We start from the raw sequence: 19,851 nt of genomic DNA, 5'->3' as shown, positions 1-19,851 counted from the left end.
CTACCCGGGCGACAGGTCGGGTGTATGGACCGTGGACTGGTGGTAGTCGAGTCGGCGGATCACGCTCGAACGCTGATCCGGGAGGCCGGGGAGCTGGCGGCCGGCGTCGGCGCAGACCTCGTGCTCCTGACGCTGATGGACAGAGACGAGTACGAACACGACCTGGAGACGATGGAGACGATCGCCGACATCGAGGGCGTCTCCTACACCTCCGAGGACATCAAGGAGAGCGGCCGCCGGTTCGGTCGGGACATCGCCCGCGAGGAGATCGGCGACCTGGCCCTGGAGTACGAGTCGATCTGTGCGGTCGTCGAGGGCGGCGGGGAGGCCGATCGGATCCTCGAAGCGGCCCAGCGGGAGGGCTGTGATCACGTCTTCATCGCCGGCCGGAAGCGCTCGCCGACGGGGAAGGCGCTGTTCGGGGACACGACCCAGAAGGTGATTCTGAACTTCGACGGGGTCGTCTCGGTCGTGACGGCCTGACCTGTTCTCCGGAGTTCGGCCTCCGTTCGGCGTGGTTACAGCCGTACGAATGTAATGATCGATTACGACAGTTACTCGCCGGCGCTCCAGCGGACGCAGTTCCGGAGGAGGGCGGCGACGTCCGGGTTCGAGAGCGTCGAGACGGTGTGGCCGATCGAGCAGTACGCGGAACGGCCGTCGCCGTACTCCTGGACCCAGAGAACGGGCATGTCCGCGTGATCGGGGTGGTCCATCCGGGCGAGGACCCGGACCGACTCGGAGACGTCGACGACGTACGGTTCGTCGAACACCCGGAGGTCGGGAGCCGAGACGGTGATCGGGTGGTGGCTGTCGACGATCCGGACGCCGTAGGCCGACTGCTCGGGGTGGGTGAGGAAGTGGCCGCCGACGAGGTCGCGGAGTTCCTCGATCGGTTCGTCCCGGGAGTCGAGGACGTCCTCGTCGTCGACGGGAACCGTCGAAGTCAGGTCCGAGGCACAGTGGAGGCCGAAGTACCCCCCGCCGCTCTTGACGAACGAGAGCAGTCCCTCCTGCTGGCCGTCGGTGAGCGTGCTGTCGGTGAGATAGTCGAGCACGACGTCGGCGTCGGGCGCCTCGAGCGCGCCCTTCTCCGTCGTCAGCGCCACGTCGATCCGCTCGCTTCCCACGGCGTCGGCGATGTGGGGCCCCATCTCCTCGAACCGGTGAAACGGGAAGTCGTTGTCCCCGATGGCGAGCACGTCGATCGGGTCGGATGTCATGGGTGGGGCTCGTCCCCGCAGGGTAAAACACCTCTGGACAGCGGCGGTATGTCCCGGTAGTCGTCGCCCGCGGGGGATCCTCCTCTCGGACTCGCCGGAGCCGACCGCCGGCGACGCCACGGGAGCGCCGGCCGGACGACCGCAGCGGGAGCGAACGGTGTTGAAGTTCTCTATCACAGAACGACGTTCGGCAGAGCGTCCGAACCGGCCTCCGATCCCCCACAGTTAAGTCGCCGCCCCGGTCTCTCTCGGTATGGGTACGATCGCGCTCCAGCTATACAGCATCGACGGGGTCGACGACGAGACGGCGACAAAGGTCGAGGAGGTCGCCGACGCCGGCTTCGACGGGGTCGAGTTCGCGGGGATCGACGGTTCGGACCGCGACGTCGCCGAGGCCCTGGCGGAGACCGGAGTAGAGGCGCCCAGCGCCCACGTCGGACTCGAGGAACTGGAGAACGATCTCGAAGGTGTTGTCGAGCGCTACGCCGACCTAGGCGTCTCTGAGTTCGTCGTCCCCTACCTTCCCCCGGAGCACTTCGAGTCCCGGGAGGCAATCGAGGAGACCGCCGACCGGCTCTCGGCCGTCGCGGCCGACCTCCCCGACGGCACCCGGCTGCACTACCACAACCACGACCACGAGTTCGTCGAGGTCGACGGCGAACCCGCGCTCGTCGCGCTCCTCTCTCTCACCGACGACGTCCTGCTCGAGCCCGACCTGGGCTGGATCGGCACCGCGGGCCACGACCCCGTCGATTTCTTGGAGGAGTACACCGACCGGGTCTCGCTGGTCCACGTCAAGGACTACGAGGACGGGGGCCAGCCGGTCGAGGGCGGCACCGGCGACCTCGATCTCGAGGCGGTCGCCGAGGTCGCAGACCGCGAGGGCATGGAGTGGCTGATCTACGAACACGAGGAGCGCCAGGACTCCTACGAGACAGCGAGAAACGGCGCCGGCTACCTGGCTCCCTACCGGTAGTCGGACGGGTTCGGGAGGCTCAGAACTCGAGTTCGCTCTCGAACTCCGCCGCCTCGCTAGCCGAGGGCTCCTCGGTCGGGATCTCGACGTCGATCAGCGTCGGCCCATCGCGGTCTATGGCGGCCCCGACCTCCCTCGCGAGTTCGTCGGCGGTGTCGGCCGACCGCCCGTCCCAGCCGAAGCCCTCGGCGATCGTCGGGAACGACGGCGAATCCCAGACGAACTCGTGGTCGCCCGTCTCGGCCATGATCTCCGGGGATTTGCTGATGACGCCGTAGTCTTCGTTGTTCGAGACGACCAGCACGATGTCGAGGTCTTCCTCCGCTGCGGTGTGGAGTTCGTGGACGCACATCATGAGCCCCCCGTCGCCGGAAAGACAGACGACCGGCCGGTCGGGATTCGCGAGTTTCGCGCCGATCGCCGCGGGGAGGCCGACGCCCATCCCGGCCCACGAGCCCGCCGCGACGAACCCCTCGGGCTCGTAGCTCTCGAAGGCCTGCATCGCCCACAGCCGGAAGCCGCCGACGTCGACCGTCACGATGCTTTCCCTGGGTGTCGACTCCCGGACGGTCCGGAGCACCGCGGGCGTGTTCAGGGGTGGAGTGTCCTCGAGGAGGCCCTCGTGCTCGAGGCGCCGGACGTACTCCTCGCGGGCCGCGCGGGCGACCTCGCTTCCGTCCCAGCCCGCCGCCTCCTCGGGAAGCCGGTCGTGAATCTCCCGTGCGGCCTCGCCGGCGTCGGCGACGACCCCGATCTCCGGTTCGTAGCTGGCGCCGATCGCGTCGGGATCGAGGGTGACGTGGATCAAGGAATCCCCCATCGGGAGCGCCCAGCCGTCGGTCGTGACGCCGTCGAAGTCGGTGCCGAGCGCGAGCACCGCGTCGGCCGCCTCGAGGACCGCCCGGGAGCCGGGCGGGAGATGGCTTCCGGTCACGCCGAGCGCGCGGGGGTCGTCCTCCGGGAACAGCCCCTTTCCCTTGTAGGTCGTCGCGACGGGCGCCCCGAGCCGGTCGGCCAGATCGCGGAGAGCGTCGGCGCCGCCCTCCGAGCGGCGGCAGCCGCCGCCGGCGTAGAGGACCGGCCGGTCCGCATCGGCGAGGATGTCGGCGGCCGCCTCGAGGGCGGACGCGTTCTCCCGGGTGATGCGTTCGGGCTCGACGCTGGCCGCGGGCGCCGAGAGCTCGCTCGCGAGTATTCCGCTCGGAACGCCGAGCCGGACGGGTCCCATCGGCGGGGCGAGCGCGCGCTCGATTCCGCGGGCGACGGCGGCCGGGAGGTCGCTTCCGCTCTCGACGACGACGTTTTCCTTGACGACGGTATCGTAGGTTCCGGGATCGATCTCGTGGATCGGTCCCTTTCCTCGATCCGCGGGATCGACGTCGGCGCCGACGTGGACGATCGGGACGCTGTCCTCGTAGGCGTTTTTCAGCCCGTGCATCGCGTTCGTCTCGCCCGGTCCGGGAACCGTAAGCGTCGCCGCGGGGGTTCCCGAACTCTCGTAGTATCCCCACGCAATGTGGGGAATCGCGGTCTCGTGGCGGGCCATCACGTAACGCATCTCCGATCGGCGGGCGACGACCCGGTCCAGAGGAAGGGTCTGGGTTCCCGGCAGTCCCACGAGGAGGCCGATCCCGGCCTCACACAGGGCCTCGTAGACGTACTCCCCGCCCGAGCGCGTCCGGTCGGTCATATCCCTCCCTGCTCCGGCGAGGACTATCAGTGTTCGGCTACCCGAACATCGTTCCCGGATCGAGGAGGTGCTCGCGGGCGACGTCCTCGTCGAGTTCGATCCCCAGACCGGGTTCTTCGGGGACCGTGATATGGCCGTCCTCGATGATCGGCTCCGCCCGGGAGAGGAGGTCGGCCCACCAGTCCACCTCGAGAGCGTGGTACTCGAGGGTCCCGAGGTTCGCCATCGCGGCCCCGAGGTGGACGCAGGCCATCGTCCCGACGGGCGAGCAGACGTTGTGGGGCGAGCAGACGACGTAGTTCTCCTCGGCGCGGTTCGCGATGGCTTTCGTTTCCGCGAGGCCGCCACAGGTCGTCGGGTCCGGCGTCACGATGTCGACGCCGAACTCGTAGAGGAGGTCCTTGAACTCGTGGACCCGGAATCGGTTCTCGCCGGTCGCGATCGGCACCGGGCTGTTCCGGGTGATCTCCCGCTGGGCGTCCATGTTCTCCGGGGGAATCACGTCCTCGAGCCACATCAGGTCGTACGGTTCGAGCGCCCGACAGAGCCGTTTCGCGCTGTCGAGGGAGTAGTCCCAGTGGCAGTCGAAGGCGAGGTCGATCTCGGGGCCAACGGCGTCGCGGACTGCTTCGACGATCTCTCGTTTGCGCTCGATCGCGGCGTTGTCGAGTCGGCCGTTGTAGGGGTCTGGCTCGTTGTCTGCGGGCTGATCGAGGTCGAATTTCAGGGCTCCGAAGCCCATGTCGGCGACCCGCTCCGCTTCGGCGGCGTACGCTTCGGGCGTGTAGGCCTCGGCGTCGTGGCCGACGGTGTAGCCGTCCTCGACCTCGTAGGCCTCGCCGGCGTGACAGTCACAATAGAGCCGGATCCGGTCGCGGTACTTGCCGCCGAGAAGCTGGTAGACCGGCAGCCCCGTAACCTTGCCGAGGACGTCCCAGCAGGCGATCTCGACGCCCGTCGCCGCAGTCACCACCTTTCCCGTCGTGCCGCCGTGGCCGGAGGTCTCCTGGACCATCCGCCGGAAGAGCCGCTCGACGTCTACGGGATTCTCGCCGATCAGGAACCGCTTCATGTACTCGATGACGTCGGTGACGCCCCCGCCGCGGTAGCACTCGCCGATGCCGACGACGTCGGCGTCCGTGTGGACCCGGACGAGGTTCCACTCGAAGTTTCCCTCGATCACGCAGGTCTCGACGTCGGTGATCTCGACGTCACGTTCCGTGGCCCGCTCGGTCGCATGGTTCGAGAAGTCACGCATGGGACCACCCGTACTCCGCGAGGGCGTCGCGGTCGAGTTCGATCCCGTGGCCCGGGCGGTCGGGGATCTCGAGGTACCCTTCGTCGTCGGGCTCCATCGGGTGGACGAGCACGTCGTCGAACGCCTTCACGTCGGAGTCCCGGTAGAAGAACTCCGCGAAGAGGCCGTTCTCGATCGCGCCCAGCAGGTGGACGTGGAGGTCCCAGTTGTAGTGGGGCGCGACCGGAACGTCGCGTGCGGCGGCGGCCTCCGCCACCCGGAGCCACTCGGTGATCCCGCCGACGACGGTGGCGTCGGGCTGGACGATGCCGACCGCGCCCGACTCCATGAGGTGCTCGAACCCGTAGCGGTTGAACTCGAGTTCGCCCGCCGCGACGGGGTAGTCGAGGGAAGCGTTGACCCGGGCCATCAGATCGATGCCGTCGGGCATCACCGGCTCCTCGATGAAGTAGGGGTCGTACTCCGCGAACGCGCGACAGGCCCGGACGGCCTCCTCCTCGTTCGTCCACTTGCCGTTTGCGTCCATCAGGAGCGTCCGGTCGGGCCCGATCGCCTCGCGGACAGCCGCGACCCGCTCGCGTTCGGTCGGGAGGTCCTCGCGGCCGACCTTCATCTTCACGGCGTCGTGACCTCGATCGATGTACCTGGCCATTTCCTCGCGCAGCCCCTCCAGGTCCTTCCCCTCGCGATAGTACCCGCCGCTGGCGTAGGAGGGAATCCGCTCGGCGCTCGCGCCAAGCAGCTTGTAGAGGGGCATTCCCGCGGCCTTGCCCTTGATGTCCCACAGCGCGATGTCCACGATCGAGATCGCCCGCAGGAGCACCCCTTTCCGGCCGATCTGGACGGTCCCGTCGAACATCTCCCGCCAGAGCCGGGTCGTGTCGCGGGGATCCTCCCCCACCACCATCGGCTCCAAGATCTCGCTTACGGCGTCGGCGATCAGCCCCGCGCCGCCGTAGCCGAGCGTGTAGCCCACGCCCTCGAGGCCCTCCTCGGTTCGCACGTAGACGATCGCGTGGTCGCGTTCCTCGACAACCCGGGTGGCGAAGGCGACGGGTTCCTCTAAGGGGATCGACACCGCGCCCGTCTCGATCTCGGCGATTTCCATGGCGGGGGCTCCCCCCGCTGGCGCATAAATCCGGTGGTGGCGTCACATACCACGGGTAGTGGTCGGATCGGGGCGGCTGATCCGAGCCGCGGCGCCGAGGATATATCCGTCTCGCCCGCACACCGCCTCCCATGGAGTTCCCCGACGCCTCGACGATCGACGCGGCGCTGGATACCGTCGAGTTCCCGGCGTTCGCGGAGGTGAGTTACGAGCCCCCCGCACCCGAGATCGACGACCCCGCGTCCGCCGCCGGCGAGGCGGTCGCCGACCTCGCGCTCGAGGAGGTTCCCGAGGGGGGAACGGTCGCCGTCGGCCTCGGGAGCCGCGGCATCCACGCCATCGACCGGATCGCCCGGGCGGTCGTCGAGGAGATCGGAAGTCGAGGGTACGACCCCGTCGTCGTCCCCGCGATGGGGAGCCACGGCGGCGCGAGCGCCGAGGGCCAGCGCGAGACCCTGGCGGCACTGGGACTCACCGAGTCGAAGCTGGGGTGTCCGATCGACGCCCGGATGGAAACCGAAATCGTCGGCGAGTCCGCACTCGGCCAGCCGGTCCACGTCGCCGAGGCCGCCCTCGCGGCCGACGCGGTCTGCGTCGTCAACCGGATCAAACCGCACACCAGCTTCCGGGCGCCGATCGAGAGCGGGCTCTGCAAGATGACCGCGATCGGGCTCGGCAAGCAGGGCGGCGCGGCCCGGACCCACGAGTACGCGATCGAGGAGGACTACTACGAGGCGATCACCGCGGCGTTCGACGTGATCCGCCGGGAGACGCCCCACGTCGGCGGGGTCGCGGTCGTCGAGAACTTCTACGACCGGCCTGCCGAGATCTCCGGGATTCCCGCAGACGAGCTTCCCGACCGGGAGGCCGACCTCCTCGAGCGCGCCAGGGAGTACATGCCGACGCTGCCCTTCGAGGAGTTGGACGCCCTCGTGATCGACGAGGTCGGCAAGGACGTCTCGGGGACCGGGATGGACACGAACGTCGTCGCCCGGACGCCGATGCTCGGCGCGAGCGGTCCCGACGAGCCGGAGATCGGTCGGGTCGTCGTCCGCGGGCTCACCGAGGCGACCCACGGCAACGGCCACGGGATCGGCCTGGCGGACCTCACCACGACCGACGTTCTCGAGGAACTCGACCTCTCACAGATGTACACGAACGGCCTCACGAGCGGCTCGTTCGAGCTCGACCGGCTGCCGATGGCGCTCCCGACGGAGGAGCAGGCCCTGACTGCGGCGCTTTCCTCGAGCGGGCGCTACGATCCCGACACCGTCCGGGTCGCCTGGATCCCCGATACGGCCCATCTCTCCTCGTTCCGGGTTTCGGCGGCCCTGGCCGACGAGGACTACGAGCATCTCACGACCGGAGGACGGACCGAACTCGCGTTCGACGACGGCGGACGGGCGGCGTTCGATGAGGAGTGAGCGGATCACGCCAGGGTTGCCTCGGGGTCAACGTTTACGGCCCGTCCGGGCGATACCCCGCGCATGGAGCTATCGATCGACGGCGACGCGGCGCTGGTAACGGCCTCGAGCAGCGGACTGGGGAAGGCTTCGGCGAAGGCGCTGGCGGCCGACGGCGCGAACGTGGTGATGAACGGGCGGGACGAGGACCGCCTCGAGGAGGCCGTCGCGGAGGTCCGCGAGGTCGCGGAGGGCGAGGTCGTCGGCCAGCCCGGTGACCTCACCGAACCCGACGACATCGAGGAACTGGTCGAGCGCACCGTCTCCGAGTTCGGCGGGCTCGACCACCTCGTGACGAGCGCGGGCGGGCCCCCCTCGGGACCGTTCCTCGAGACCGACGACGAGGACTGGTACGAGGCGTTCGACCTGCTCGTGATGAGCGTCGTCCGCCTCGTCCGCGAGGCCGAACCCCACCTCACCGACGGCGACGGCGGAACGATCGTCACCATCACCTCCCGGAGCGTCAAGGAGGCGATCGACGACCTCGTGCTCTCGAACTCGGTCCGGATGGGCGTCATCGGGCTCGAGAAGACCCTCTCGAAAGAACTCGCGCCCGAGGTGCGAGCCAACGCCGTCCTTCCGGGGGTCCACGAGACGCCCCGGATCGAGGAACTCGTCGAACAGGCCGTCGAGCGCGGCGAACACGACTCCTACGAGGAGGGCATCGAGGAGCGCGGGTCGGGAATCCCCGTCGGCCACGTCGGCGACCCGATGGATCTCGGCCGGACCGTCGCCTTCCTCTCGGCGCCCGAATCCTCCTACGTCAACGGCCAGGCGGTGACGATCGACGGCGGCGCCGGCGCCTCGAACCTCTGACCCTCGCCGGCCCGAGGAGGCGTCCGGTTCGATCCCGGTTCCGTCGTCACTCGTGAGGACGGATCCCGGCGAGGAGCGCGTAATCGTCCCGGTTAGCCCGTCCAGCCGGGTGGAGACTGCCTCCCGTCCGGCCGACGAAGTTACAGACGTACGGGCGTAATAGATTTCTCTCGACGCCGTGGAATCGGCCGGTGTACCCTGTGGATGCAGGATTAATAATAAATATGAGTATAATGTCAGAGATATATGTCCACCTTCACCCCTGCACTGTCGCTGTTAGATGGATATGGAAACCGATCCTGGGAACTGTTATAGGGTCGTCGAAGGAGTATTATCGCGACTGGCGGGGTTCGAACCGACACTGACCGTTGCATGCCCGTTAGTATTCTTTAGATTGTGTTTACCACGATCTATATTTTAAATTACTCTTTCGGCACGGGTCGTGGCCTCGTTCCTGTCGCCGGTCCGTGAGGGCCCGACCCGGTCGGCGACCTCGCCCATCGTCTCGATCTCGAGGGCCGACTCCGCGCGGACCTCGGCGGCGTACTCGAGGATCGCGGCCATCCGGTCGTCGTCGCGGGTCGCCCGGAGGTTGTTGGGGTGGAGCCAGAGGTGGAAAACGCCGTCGTCGGTCGCGGCCCGGTCGATGCCGCGGCGGGCCCGGGCGACGATCGGGTCCGTCCAGACGGACTCGGCGATCGACCGCAGTCGGCCTTCGAAACCGAACGCAAAGAGCGAGGCGGGGATCGACACCAGGCCGAACTCGTCGATCCTGGGGTGGACGAGCGACGACCGGTCCCGGATCGCCGCGTCGGCCACGCCCCGGATTCCTTCCGGCGTCGGGCTCCGCCCGCGGTAGGCTCGGAACCCGCAGTCGGCCAGGACGTCCAGATGGCCGACGTCGTTTCGCGGGTAGACGAAGGAGTCGACTACCAGGCCCCAGCGGGCGGCGATCTCCCGGCTCCGTTCGTACTCCTCGCGGGCGATCTCCGGAGTGGTTTCGGGATCACCGAACAGGACGTGCGAGAAGGAGTGGGCCGCGAGTTCGTGGTCGGGGTCGGCGGCCAGAATCCCGGCGACGAGATCGGGCGCGAACCGCAGGTCGGGGCGGTCCGCCCACGCGCCGCGCTCGCGCTCGAACCAGCCCGGCGGCGCCGGATGGTCCGCGTGGCGCCCGTCACAGCGATCCAGCATGAGGTGGGAGACGACCGCCCACGTGGCCGGCACGTCGAACCGGTCGAGCAGGGCGAGCAGTCGCCGCCAGCCCCGGCGGCCGCTCTCGACGCGACTCTCGGGAGGGTCGGCGAGGTCGTGAAAGCCCCAGCCGAGTTCGGCGTCGATCGAGATCACGAGACTCCCCATCGGTCACCTCCCCTCGCCGGGTCGCCCCTGGTCGTCTGCGACGCGAACGGTCCGGGTCGACGCAGTTCGGATCATGGGTCGGGAGTCGGACGGGGGCGGTTTCGTTATGGACAGCCTGTCGCTCGTCGGGGTCTCCTTTCGCTCCGGGAGGGCCGGCACGGCCGTCTCCCTCGCGAGAACGGTCGCTGTTCGTGAGGGTTGTGCCCCGGCAGCGGCCACATAACGAAACGGGACCCGAGCCAGGTGACCACAAGGACACATGAGTGGATCATCCGCGACGGCCGAGCGCGCGTTCGTCCTCGGACTCGACGGCGTCCCCTGGGACCTCATCGACCGGTTCACGAGCGAGGGCGCGCTGCCGAACTTCGCCCGGCTCCGAGAGGAGGGCGCGAGCGGGCCCTTAGAGAGCACGCGTCCCCCTACGACGCCGCTGGCCTGGCCCTCGATCGCGACGGGCGTCCGGCCGGACAAACACGGCGTCTACGGCTTCCAGAAGCTCTCGGGGTCGTACTCTCACCGGATGTACACCAGCCGGGACCGGCGCCAGCCCGCCCTCTGGGAACAGCTCTCCCCGGCCGCGGTCGGCAACGTCCCGATGACGTTCCCGCCCGAGGAGATCGACGGCGCCCTCGTCGCCGGGATGATGACCCCCTCGACGAGCGAGAGCTACACCCACCCGCCGGAGCTCCGCGAGACGGTCGCCGAACGGATCCCCGACTACGAGATCGGCCTCGACTACCCCGACTACGCCGACCGGCTCGAGGAGTTTCCCGGCGCTGTCTCGGAGATCCTCGGGAAACGCCGCGAGCTGATGGATCTCCTGCTCGAGACCGTCCCCGACTGGCGGCTGGCCTTTTTCGTCTACACCGCGCCCGACCGGTTCCAGCACCTCGTCTGGGACGAGGCGAAGATCCGCGAGCACTACCGGGCGCTCGACGAGATCGTCGGCGAGGTCATCGAGTACACCGACCGACGGAACGCCGACCTCTACGTCGTCTCCGACCACGGCTTCGGCCCGATCGACCGGCTGGTCTACGTCAACCACCTCCTGGAGCGCGAGGGGTATCTCGCCCGACGGGAGGACGACGGCACCCGGGGTGCGCTCTCGAGTCTCGGCATCTCCCGCGACGGCGTCGTCTCGGCGCTCTCCCGGGTCGGGGTCTCCGAGGAGCAGTTGGTGTCGGTGCTCCCCCGGACCGTCGTCGACGGCGTCGCCGCCCGGATTCCCGGCGATCACGCGCTCTACGACGCCGATTACGCCCGAACGAAGGCGTTCGTCCACGACGCGGGCAACGTCTACGTCAACGACACGCGCCGGTTCGAGAAGGGGGTGGTCGATCCCGGTGCGATCCCCGAGCTGAAGGCCGAACTCACCGAACTCTTCGAGTCCGTGACCGACGGGGGCGAGCCCGTCCTCGCCGTGTTCGACGGCGACGACCTGTTCCCCACCGACGCCGACTCCCCCGACCTCGTCGTCAACGGCCGCCGGACGTACGAGACCCGGACCGCGATCGCCGGAGAACTATTCGGCGACCCGGCTCCGACGGCCGCCAGCCACCGGAGCCAGGGGATCGCCCTCTGTCGGGGCCCCTCGATCGAGGCCGGCGCCCGCCTCGAGGGCGCCGACGTGACCGACATCGCGCCGACGCTGCTCCACGGGCTCGGCCGCCCGGTGCCCGACAACGCGGACGGCGAGGTCCTCGACGCGTTCGCGGCGGGCTCGCCGCCGGCGACGAGCGCGGTCGAACGCGTCGCGGTCGACCGTCGGCGGGGACACGAGGGCGCTACGGAGGACTTCTCGGACGTCGAGGACCGGCTGAAGGGGCTGGGATACATGGAGTGATCGCCCCCCGCACGCTCGCCAGTGGATCAACGCTTTTGTGCGTCCGGCGGCCCCTACCGGCATGGAAACCGAGCGCCTCCGGGCGGCCCTGGAGGGGGCGGGACTGACGGGCCAGCAGGCCGAGGCCTACCTGACGCTGCTCGAGACGGGCCAGTCGCCGGTCGTCGACCTCGCCCGGGAGTCGTCGGTGTCGTCCTCGCGGATCTACGACGTCGTCCGCGGCCTAGAGGAGATGGGGTTCGTCGAGACGATCGAACGCGACCGGCTGTTCGCCCGGCCCCGCGAACCCGTCGACGTCCTCGAGCGGCTGCGCTCGCAAAGCGAGATGCTCGCCGACGCCGCCGGCGAGATCGAGGAGCGCTGGGAACGGCCCGACCCCAGGGAGTCCCGGATCAGCGTCCTCAAACATCAAGAGAGCGTGCTCCGGGGAGCCGGCGAGGCCATCGCCGGCGCGGAGGTCTCCGTCGAACTCGCGGCGACGCCCGACCAGGTCCGGGAACTGCGCCCCGAGATCGAGGCCGCCGCCGACCGGGGCGTCCTGTCACTTCTCTCGGTGTACGACATCGGTCTCGAGGAGGTCCCGATCCCGGAGGGGGTCTTAGAGGTCCGCCGGAACCCGATCCCGGGGCCCTTCCTCGCGGTCGTCGACCGCCGCTACGCGTTCTTCTCGCCGAACGTCCACGGCGACGAACCGTACGGGATCACGATCGGCGACGAGATCCTCTCGTTTATCCTCCACTGGTTCTTCCTGACGAGCCAGTGGGGCGGCCAGGAGTCGGTCCACGTCAACCCCGATCACCCCCCGACGTACGTCAGCATCGAGGGGTTCGTCCGGGACGCCGCCGCCTTGCTCGCGGAGGGGGCGACGATCACGTTACAGACGGTCGGCCACGACACCGAGACGGGAGAACTCGTCTCCGTCGAGGGCGAACTCATCGGCGTCTCCGGCCACGGGCTCGAGGACCCGACCGGCGCTCTCTCCTACACCGACCTCGCGGGCCATCTCGCGCTTTCCATCGACGACGGCGAACGGCTCTACACGGTCGGGGGCTGGGGCGCCCTCGTCGAGGAGATCGAGGCCCAGGTGATCCGCGTCACCGGGATCTCCCCGGTCCTCCCGTGACGACTCTCGCGTCGGCGCCCGGATGGCGGGGGCCAACGGCCGTATCCCTCCCTTACTGCCCCCCAACGACGTCATAACAATATCGAAATCCGAACTCTCATCGCGTCGAATGCGACGGCGCACCTATCTCGCGGCGGCGACCGCACTGACTCTCTCGGGCTGTACCGGCAGCGACGATCCGGAGGAAACCGGGACGGGTTCGGACGACGGCGACTCGACCCCGGCCGACGCGAACGGGTCGGGGACGAGCGACGGGAACGACACCGGTGGCGATGGCAGAAGAACTACCGACGACTCGGCGAGATCGGAGGACGCGGAGGAATCGAACGGCGCGAAGGAGTCGGACCTCATCGAGGACGGGGATAGCTCCGACCCCCGGGAAGGAGCCGGCGACGAGCGGGAGGGGACGACCCGTTCCGAGGGAGAGGCCGGCGGGGAAAACGCGACGAACGAATCCGGGGAGGGGGATCGTCGAGAGGCGAACGAGTCCGACGGGAGAGCGGATCGAGAGCCGAACGAATCCACCGACAGGGGGGACGACGGAACCGACGAACCGGAGGAGCTCACCGGCCCCGGCGAACCCGTGAAACCGGGCACGTTCGACGAGTTCGCCGACCTCTCTCGCTGGGAGGTCCTCGAGGGATCTCTCGGAGCTAGCAACCGGGCGTATGTGGGCGAGCAGGCGGCCCGCCTCGAGGCGGGGTCGACGGAGGAGCGGGTAACCATCGCCTACGGGTTCGACGAGCCCCGGGACCTCCGGGAGGTGGTCCCCGGGATCGCGGTAGCAAGCGAGGAGATGGTCGTCCCGACGATCCAGCTGATCGCCGCCGGCGGGGGTCGAATCCATTACCGGCGGGCGATCAAGGGCGGGATCCCGTTCGCCCGGTACAACTTCGGGGTGAGCGACGTCTTCGGCGACCCGGATCTCCGGCGGGTGACCGAGCTCCGGATCACCCTCTGGACCGAGCGGTCCGACGAGCGGTCGTTCCGGTGTGACGACCTCCACTTCACGCCCCGCCCCGACGTCGGGACGGTGATGATCCAGTTCGACGACAGCCACGCGACCGACTACACCGAGGGGTTTCGAATCCTGAAGGAACACGGCTATCCGGCGACGACGTTCGTCAATCCCGACCGGATCGGCGGAGATGGATGGCTCTCCGTAGACCAGTTGGCGGAGCTCTCGGCGGCGGGCTGGACGGTCGGGAGCCACACGCTCTCTCACCCGAACCTGGCGGAGCTGGATCGGGAGGACCAGAGAGCGGAGATCGAGGGCTCCCGGAGGTGGCTCGAAGAGCGCGGCTTCGAGGGAGCGCGGTACTTCGCGTACCCGTTCGGCGGGTTCGACGCGCACACCGTCGAGATCGTCGCGGAGGTCCACGGGCTCGGTTTCGCGGGGGGACGTCCGGTCCAGGGTCACGCCGTCAACCCCGCGCTCTGTAGCCGGATCGGCGACCCCAGGAGCGACCGGGCGATCGAGGCCCTCGAACGGACCGCCGGGATGCGGGGGCTCACCTGTCTCTTCTATCACCGCCTCGAGGACGACCTGCTCGCGGAGTTCGAGGCGACAGTCGACCGCCTCGCCGAACTCGAGTCGGCGGGCGAACTCGAGGTGATCTCCCCCCGGGACCTCGAGGAGCGCCTCCTGTTCACGGGGTGATCGTCCCCGTAGGCTACACGTTTATCCCCCGCGGGAACGGAGGGGGAGCCATGAAACCGCTTGCGGGGGAGTCGGTCGCCGTGATCGGCGGCGGCGTCGGCGGGCTCTCGACGGCCTGTTATCTCGCCGACCGGGGCGCCGACGTCGCGGTCGTCGAGAAAAACGAGCAGGTCGGCGGGAAGGCCTCCCGGCTTGAGCGCGACGGCTTCCGGTTCGACATGGGTCCCTCGTGGTATCTGATGCCCGACGTCTTCGAGCGCTTCTTCGCGGACTTCGACCGCCGGCCCGAGGACTATTACGAACTCGAACGTCTCGACCCCCATTATCGGATCTTCTTCAAAGACGACGACCGGATCGACGTCACGCCCGACCTCGAGCGCACCAAACGGATCTTCGAGAGCTACGAGCCCGGTGCTGGCGAGGTCCTAGAGGAGTACCTCGAGCGCTCGAAGGTCAACTACGAGGTCGGGATGGAACACTTCGTCTACGAGGACCGCGAGCGTTTGCGGGATTACATCGACGCGGACGTCGCCCGCCAGGCCCGCGGACTCTCGCTTCTGGGATCGATGCAAGACCACGTCGAGGACTACTTCGAGCACCCGAAGCTCCAGCAGATCGTCCAGTACTCGCTGGTCTTTCTCGGGGGCTCTCCCGAAAACACGCCCGCGCTCTACAACCTGATGAGCCACGTCGATTTCGGCCTCGGCGTCTGGTACCCCGAGGGCGGGATCGGGAGCGTTATCGACGCGATCCGCGATTTAGGGGCCGAACTCGGCGTCGAGTACCACACCGACCGGCCGGCCACGGCGATCAAGGGCCGAAGTGGGGGGTTCAAACTAGAAACCCCGCGGGGACCGCTGCTCCCTGATCTGGTCGTCAGCAATGCCGATTACGCCCACACCGAGCAGGAACTCCTTCCCCCCGAGAAACGGGGCCACGACGAGGAGTATTGGAACTCGCGAACGTACGCGCCCTCCGCCTTCCTCCTCTATCTCGGCGTCGAGGGAGAGATCGAGAACCTGGCCCACCACACGCTCGTGCTCCCGACCGACTGGGACGACCACTTCGAACAGATCTTCGACGATCCACAGTGGCCGGAAGATCCCGCGTACTACTGCTGTGTCCCCTCGATGACCGACGAGAGCGTCGCCCCCGAGGGCCACGGCGCGCTGTTCGTCCTCGTTCCGATCGCACCCGGCCTGGAGGACACCCCCGAGATCCGCCGGCAGTACCGCGACCGGGTGCTCACAGACCTCGCGGAAAACACCGGCACCGACCTCGAGGACCGGATCGTCATGGAGGAGCGCTTCAGCGTCTCGGACTTCGCCGACCGCTACAACAGCTTCCGTGGGAGTGCACTCGGGCTGGCCCACACCCTCCGCCAGACGTCGCTCTTTCGTCCGCCCCACCGCTCTGCTGAGGTCGACGGGCTCTACTTCACCGGTGCCGACACCACCCCCGGAATCGGGGTCCCGATGTGCCTGATCAGCGGCCGGCTCACGGGCGAGAAGGTGGTGGAGGACTACGGGAACGAGCACGGCGAATGAGGCTGTCACAGGGGGACGATCGGCCGTGAGCGCGTTCCGTGCGGGCCCCCGCGACCGACTCGCCTACCTCCTCACCCTCTCGCGGCCCCGCTTCTGGCTCTACCTCGCGGGTCCCGTCCTCGTGGGCGGCGTCTACGCGGCCGACTCGCCGGCGGACCTGCTCGCGCCGGTGACGGTCGCCCTCTTCGCGTACTTCCTCGTCCCGGCGAACGTCTACCTCTACGGCGTCAACGACGTCTTCGACCGCGAGATCGACGCGGAGAATCCCAAGAAATCGGGGCGAGAAGCCCGTTACCGGGGACAGCGGGCAGTTCCGGTCGCCGTCGTCGCCTGTGGTCTCCTGGGGATCGCGCTCCTCGCTCTGGTTCCCCGAATCGCTTGGCCCTGGATCGGGCTGTTTCTGGTCCTCGGGGCGGCCTACAGCGCGCCGCCGCTCCGGCTGAAGACGACGCCCTTCCTGGACTCGGTCTCGAACGGCCTCTACATCACTCCGGGAGTCGCCGCCTACGCCGCCGTCGCGGGCTCGCTTCCCCCGGTACTGGCGATTGTCGGCGGCTGGCTGTGGGCGATGGGGATGCACACGTTCTCGGCGGTCCCCGACATCGAACCCGACCGACGGGCGGGGATCGAGACGACCGCCACGGTGCTTGGCGAGGACCGAACCTACGCCTACTGTGGAGTCTGCTGGCTCGCCGCCGCTCTCGCCTTCGGCGCGATCGACCTCCGTCTGGGCGCCGTGATGGCCGTCTACCCGCTGCTCGTCGCCGGGGTCGCGCTCTCTGCGGTCGCCGTCGACCGGGCCTACTGGTGGTTCCCCGCGATCAACACCGTCGTCGGCGCCGCCCTGACGATGGGCGGGCTCTGGGGGGTCCTCTATGGCTGACTCGAGTGGGCGGCGGGAGGCGATCCAGACCCGGCTCGAGGGCGTCATCCGGAAAAACCGCTTTACGATCGCCGTCGTCTTTCCTGCCATCGGCGCTCTGACGCTTCTCGCCAGCACCGAGGGGCTCCTTCCCGAGCCCCTCGCGTACAATCCCCTCCTGATCCTCTTTGGCACCCTCGTGATGCGCTCGCCGCTCGTGGTGGGGCTTCTGCCCCGGATCGATCGGCGGGCGCTCGCCGCACTCGGAGTCCTGACGGGCTACACGTACGCGATCGAAATCATCGGTGTGCGGACCGACTGGCCCTACGGCGCCTTCGAGTACGGGATCGAACTCGGGCCGATGCTGTTCGGCGAGGTGCCCCTGGCGCTCCCGCTGTTTTTCATCCCGCTGGTGGTCAACGCCTACCTGCTCACGCTGTTGGTGCTGGGGGATCGGGGGACCAACCCGCCCGTCCGGGTCGGGAGCGCGGTCGTCGCCGTCGTCGCCGTCGACGCCGTGCTCGACCCCGCCGCGGTCGCCGTCGGCTTCTGGACCTACGTTCCCCCCGGACCCTACTACGGCGTCCCGCTCTCGAACTATTTCGGCTGGGTGCTCTCGGGGACCGTCGCCGTGATCCTCGTCGATCTCGCCTTCGACCGGGAGGCGCTGCTCGCACGGGTCAGAGACTGTGAGTTCGTCCTCGACGATCTGGTGAGCTTCGTCCTGCTGTGGGGGGCGATCAATCTCCTCTATGCGAACTGGGTCGCCGCCGGCGTCGCGGGCGCGTTCGTCGTCGGCCTGCTCCGGACCGATCGCTACGACCGCGCGATGCTCCGGACGGCGCTGCCGGCCTAACGGGTCGGGAGGCCCTCGCCGTGGCCTGACCCCGGCCGGCTCCGGTCGGCGGTCGGAACCGCCGACACCCGCCGGAACACGGCCTCGGGGTCCCGGTTCCAGTGCCAGTGCCAGCGAGTACGGAGGAGACAGCCCAGTTTGCGGGTCGTCGAGAGCTCGGGGGGATCGCTCAGGACGTCGTACTCCCGGTTCCGGATGAGCCGGTGGTGTTCGGCGTAGAGGACGGCCGCAAGCAGGACGGGCAACTGGCAGTCCTCGGGGAGATAGCGGATGCCGGCGACCCCCTCGCGGTAGCGCTCTTCGGCCCGCCGGAGCTCCTCGGCCATCGCGCCACGGAACCCCTCGGAGGGCTCTAAGCGTTCGATCGTTTCCTCGCTCACGCCGTGGGCGGCGAGCGTCTCCCGGGGCAGGTAGATCCGGTCGCGGTCGACGACGTCCTCGCGGACGTCCCGCAGGAAGTTCGTCAGCTGGAACGCCTCGCCGAGCGCGACCGCGTGGGGCAGTGCGGTGTCGGGGTCGTCGGGCTCCATGATCGCCGTCATCATCACGCCGACGGCCGCCGCCGACCCGCGCATGTACGCCGCGAGTTCGTCGTAGCTCTCGTAGCGGGCCGTGTGGATGTCGGTCTTCATCGCGTCGATGAACGAATCGACCTCCGCCTCGGGAATACCGTACTCCGCCCTGAGCTCGTTGAACGCGGCGAGCACCGGATCTCCGGGCTCGGAACGGCCCGTCGCCTGGGCGCGGAGCTCCTCCAGACGGGCGGCCTGTTCTGCGGGCGGGGTGTCACCGGCGTCGTCGACGACCTCGTCGGCAATCCGGAAGAAGCCATAGAGGACGTGAGTCGGGTTCCGGACGCGCTCGGGGAGAAAGCGCGTCGCGAGGTAGAACGTCTTCCCGGTACGTTTCTGTATCTCCTTGCCGGCTGCGATGTGTTCCTGTTGCATGGTGGGGACTCGTCCGGGAACGATACGATTCAGTGTTTCTGGTTCGACGGATAACGGTAAAAAGCCTCGCCCTCACAAGGATGGCTTACCGGGTGAGACGAGCGAATCCGCCCGTTCCGGGATCCGATCCGGTCCGTGAGAAACTACTTGTCGGACCGGTCCCTACGGCCCGGCGTGTCACGCCTCGCGGTCGCTCTCGTCGTCCTCCTCGTTTCCCTCGCAGGCTGTAGCGGGCTCTCGGACGAGGGAGGCCCGCCCGACCGCGAACCGTACGGCGTCGACGAGCCGGTGAACCCCTCCATCGAGGACGGTTCGGAGGGGCTCCTCCTCGGCCTCACGACCGAGGGGGTAACGAACCCGGATGCCCTCTTCGAGGGCCACCACGAGGCGATAGCCGACACGCCCTACACCATCGAGACCGAGACCGTGTACGTGACCGAAACGGAGAACGGAACCGTCCGACAGGTGATCGAAGGCGAGACGTACGTCGATCCGGAAGCCGGAGTCGCCCTCGAGAGCAACCGACAGTACACGGAGGGCAACGGGTCGGAGGGGGCCTTTCCGGACCAGCGAAACCGGACCGTCGAACGGTGGTTCGGCACCGAGACGCTCGCCCGAACCGAGAGCGAGAACGGACGTGTAGGGTATCCCTACATGGGGTGGTCGTACGAACCCATGGAGTGGGTCGCGGGCACCCTTCTCGGCGCCCTCGAGACGGTCGGGAACACGACGACGGTCGGCGCCGTCGAGGCCGAGGACGGGCGGTATTACGTGGTCGAGGGCCGCGGGAACCGATCCGAGGAGTTCGACGGGACGAGTAGGGTACGGATCGTCGACGTCCGGGCGCTCGTCCGCGACGACGGACTCATCCGCCAGGTGGTGTCCGAGCGGGCCGTCGAACGGACCGACGGGCGAACGGTCGTCGACTCCAGCGTCGAAGTCACCGGGGTCGGCGAGACGAGCGTCGAACGGCCCGCCTGGTACGACGACGCCCTCGAGGCCCAGCCCGAGGAACCCGATACGTAGGGTCCGAGCGAGGAAGAGGGATGGAGTGGGGGGCAACGAGAGCAGAAACGGCGAGCAACCGACGGACGACGATGGAGCCGACGACGCACCG

The 19,851-nt window shown here is 68.6% G+C and carries 17 protein-coding genes; 11 read left to right on the top strand and 6 right to left on the bottom strand.

The genetic code is table 11. The features are described 5' to 3' along the window. The first annotated feature begins 24 nt into the window (after positions 1–24). Positions 25–483 carry a universal stress protein gene (locus DVH23_RS06035; protein WP_114576535.1) on the top strand — a complete coding sequence of 153 codons (459 nt, stop codon included), beginning with the start codon at positions 25–27 and terminating at the stop codon, positions 481–483. A 71-nt stretch (positions 484–554) separates the two neighbouring features. Here the strand turns inward: DVH23_RS06035 and DVH23_RS06030 are convergent, their stop codons facing one another. After that, positions 555–1,223, bottom strand: coding sequence for a ThuA domain-containing protein (locus DVH23_RS06030; RefSeq protein WP_114576534.1), 669 nt, complete (start codon positions 1,221–1,223; stop codon positions 555–557). Positions 1,224–1,476: 253 nt separating this feature from the next. Here DVH23_RS06030 and DVH23_RS06025 point away from each other — a divergent pair, with 253 nt between their 5' ends. Then, positions 1,477–2,199, top strand: coding sequence for a sugar phosphate isomerase/epimerase (locus tag DVH23_RS06025; protein WP_114576533.1), 723 nt, complete (start codon positions 1,477–1,479; stop codon positions 2,197–2,199). Positions 2,200–2,218: 19 nt separating this feature from the next. On the opposite strand, the gene DVH23_RS06020 is transcribed toward DVH23_RS06025, so the two are convergent. From DVH23_RS06020 to DVH23_RS06010, 3 genes are read right to left on the bottom strand one after another with little or no spacing between them, the layout of a single operon-like run. Then, on the bottom strand, positions 2,219–3,889 hold the full coding sequence (locus tag DVH23_RS06020; RefSeq protein WP_114576532.1) for a thiamine pyrophosphate-binding protein: 1,671 nt from the start codon (positions 3,887–3,889) through the stop codon (positions 2,219–2,221). Between the two features lie 37 nt (positions 3,890–3,926). Then, complete coding sequence (locus DVH23_RS06015) at positions 3,927–5,147, bottom strand: mandelate racemase/muconate lactonizing enzyme family protein (protein WP_114576531.1); 1,221 nt, start codon at positions 5,145–5,147, stop codon at positions 3,927–3,929. Further along, positions 5,140–6,255: a mandelate racemase/muconate lactonizing enzyme family protein gene (locus DVH23_RS06010; RefSeq protein WP_114576530.1), complete on the bottom strand. Its 1,116-nt coding sequence runs from the start codon at positions 6,253–6,255 to the stop codon at positions 5,140–5,142. Before DVH23_RS06010 ends, DVH23_RS06015 begins: the two co-directional genes overlap by 8 nt. Positions 6,256–6,386: 131 nt before the next feature. Here DVH23_RS06010 and DVH23_RS06005 point away from each other — a divergent pair, with 131 nt between their 5' ends. Together DVH23_RS06005 and DVH23_RS06000 are read left to right on the top strand one after the other, a co-directional pair. Next, positions 6,387–7,679: a lactate racemase domain-containing protein gene (locus DVH23_RS06005; RefSeq protein ID WP_114576529.1), complete on the top strand. Its 1,293-nt coding sequence runs from the start codon at positions 6,387–6,389 to the stop codon at positions 7,677–7,679. Between the two features lie 63 nt (positions 7,680–7,742). Next, positions 7,743–8,534, top strand: a complete 792-nt coding sequence (locus tag DVH23_RS06000) for an SDR family oxidoreductase (protein ID WP_114576528.1) — start codon at positions 7,743–7,745, stop codon at positions 8,532–8,534. Positions 8,535–8,951: 417 nt separating this feature from the next. On the opposite strand, the gene DVH23_RS05995 is transcribed toward DVH23_RS06000, so the two are convergent. Further along, positions 8,952–9,896, bottom strand: a complete 945-nt coding sequence (locus tag DVH23_RS05995; protein ID WP_114576527.1) for a polysaccharide deacetylase family protein — start codon at positions 9,894–9,896, stop codon at positions 8,952–8,954. A gap of 259 nt (positions 9,897–10,155) precedes the next feature. Between DVH23_RS05995 and DVH23_RS05990 the strand changes: the two genes are divergently transcribed. The 6 genes from DVH23_RS05990 to cruF all read left to right on the top strand — a co-directional run bounded on the left by DVH23_RS05990 (position 10,156) and on the right by cruF (position 17,787). Further along, the gene (locus DVH23_RS05990) at positions 10,156–11,739 is read left to right on the top strand and encodes an alkaline phosphatase family protein (protein ID WP_114576526.1); all 1,584 of its coding nucleotides are present in this window, start codon (positions 10,156–10,158) and stop codon (positions 11,737–11,739) included. A gap of 61 nt (positions 11,740–11,800) precedes the next feature. Continuing rightward, positions 11,801–12,862: a TrmB family transcriptional regulator gene (locus DVH23_RS05985; RefSeq protein ID WP_114576525.1), complete on the top strand. Its 1,062-nt coding sequence runs from the start codon at positions 11,801–11,803 to the stop codon at positions 12,860–12,862. A 109-nt stretch (positions 12,863–12,971) separates the two neighbouring features. After that, a complete protein-coding gene (locus DVH23_RS05980; protein ID WP_157972341.1) occupies positions 12,972–14,522 on the top strand; it encodes a polysaccharide deacetylase family protein in 1,551 nt (516 codons plus the stop codon). Positions 14,523–14,572: 50 nt separating this feature from the next. Next, positions 14,573–16,069, top strand: a complete 1,497-nt coding sequence (locus DVH23_RS05975) for an NAD(P)/FAD-dependent oxidoreductase (protein WP_114576523.1) — start codon at positions 14,573–14,575, stop codon at positions 16,067–16,069. A gap of 25 nt (positions 16,070–16,094) precedes the next feature. Then, positions 16,095–16,952: a prenyltransferase gene (locus DVH23_RS05970; RefSeq protein ID WP_114576522.1), complete on the top strand. Its 858-nt coding sequence runs from the start codon at positions 16,095–16,097 to the stop codon at positions 16,950–16,952. Next, positions 16,945–17,787, top strand: coding sequence for a bisanhydrobacterioruberin hydratase (cruF, locus tag DVH23_RS05965; RefSeq protein WP_114576521.1), 843 nt, complete (start codon positions 16,945–16,947; stop codon positions 17,785–17,787). The genes DVH23_RS05970 and cruF overlap by 8 nt, the downstream gene beginning before the upstream one ends. On the opposite strand, the gene DVH23_RS05960 is transcribed toward cruF, so the two are convergent. Further along, positions 17,784–18,734: a phytoene/squalene synthase family protein gene (locus DVH23_RS05960; RefSeq protein ID WP_114576520.1), complete on the bottom strand. Its 951-nt coding sequence runs from the start codon at positions 18,732–18,734 to the stop codon at positions 17,784–17,786. The two genes, cruF and DVH23_RS05960, sit on opposite strands and share 4 nt — an antisense overlap. A 174-nt stretch (positions 18,735–18,908) precedes the next feature. On the opposite strand from DVH23_RS05960, the gene DVH23_RS05955 reads away from it, so the two are divergent. After that, positions 18,909–19,760, top strand: a complete 852-nt coding sequence (locus DVH23_RS05955) for a hypothetical protein (RefSeq protein WP_114576519.1) — start codon at positions 18,909–18,911, stop codon at positions 19,758–19,760. The last annotated feature ends 91 nt before the right edge of the window (positions 19,761–19,851 follow it).

The organism is Saliphagus sp. LR7 (assembly GCF_003344565.1).
Lineage (GTDB): Archaea > Halobacteriota > Halobacteria > Halobacteriales > Natrialbaceae > Saliphagus > Saliphagus infecundisoli.
Note: the sequence above shows the minus strand (reverse complement) of the source record. Positions and strands in the feature narration are given on the sequence as shown.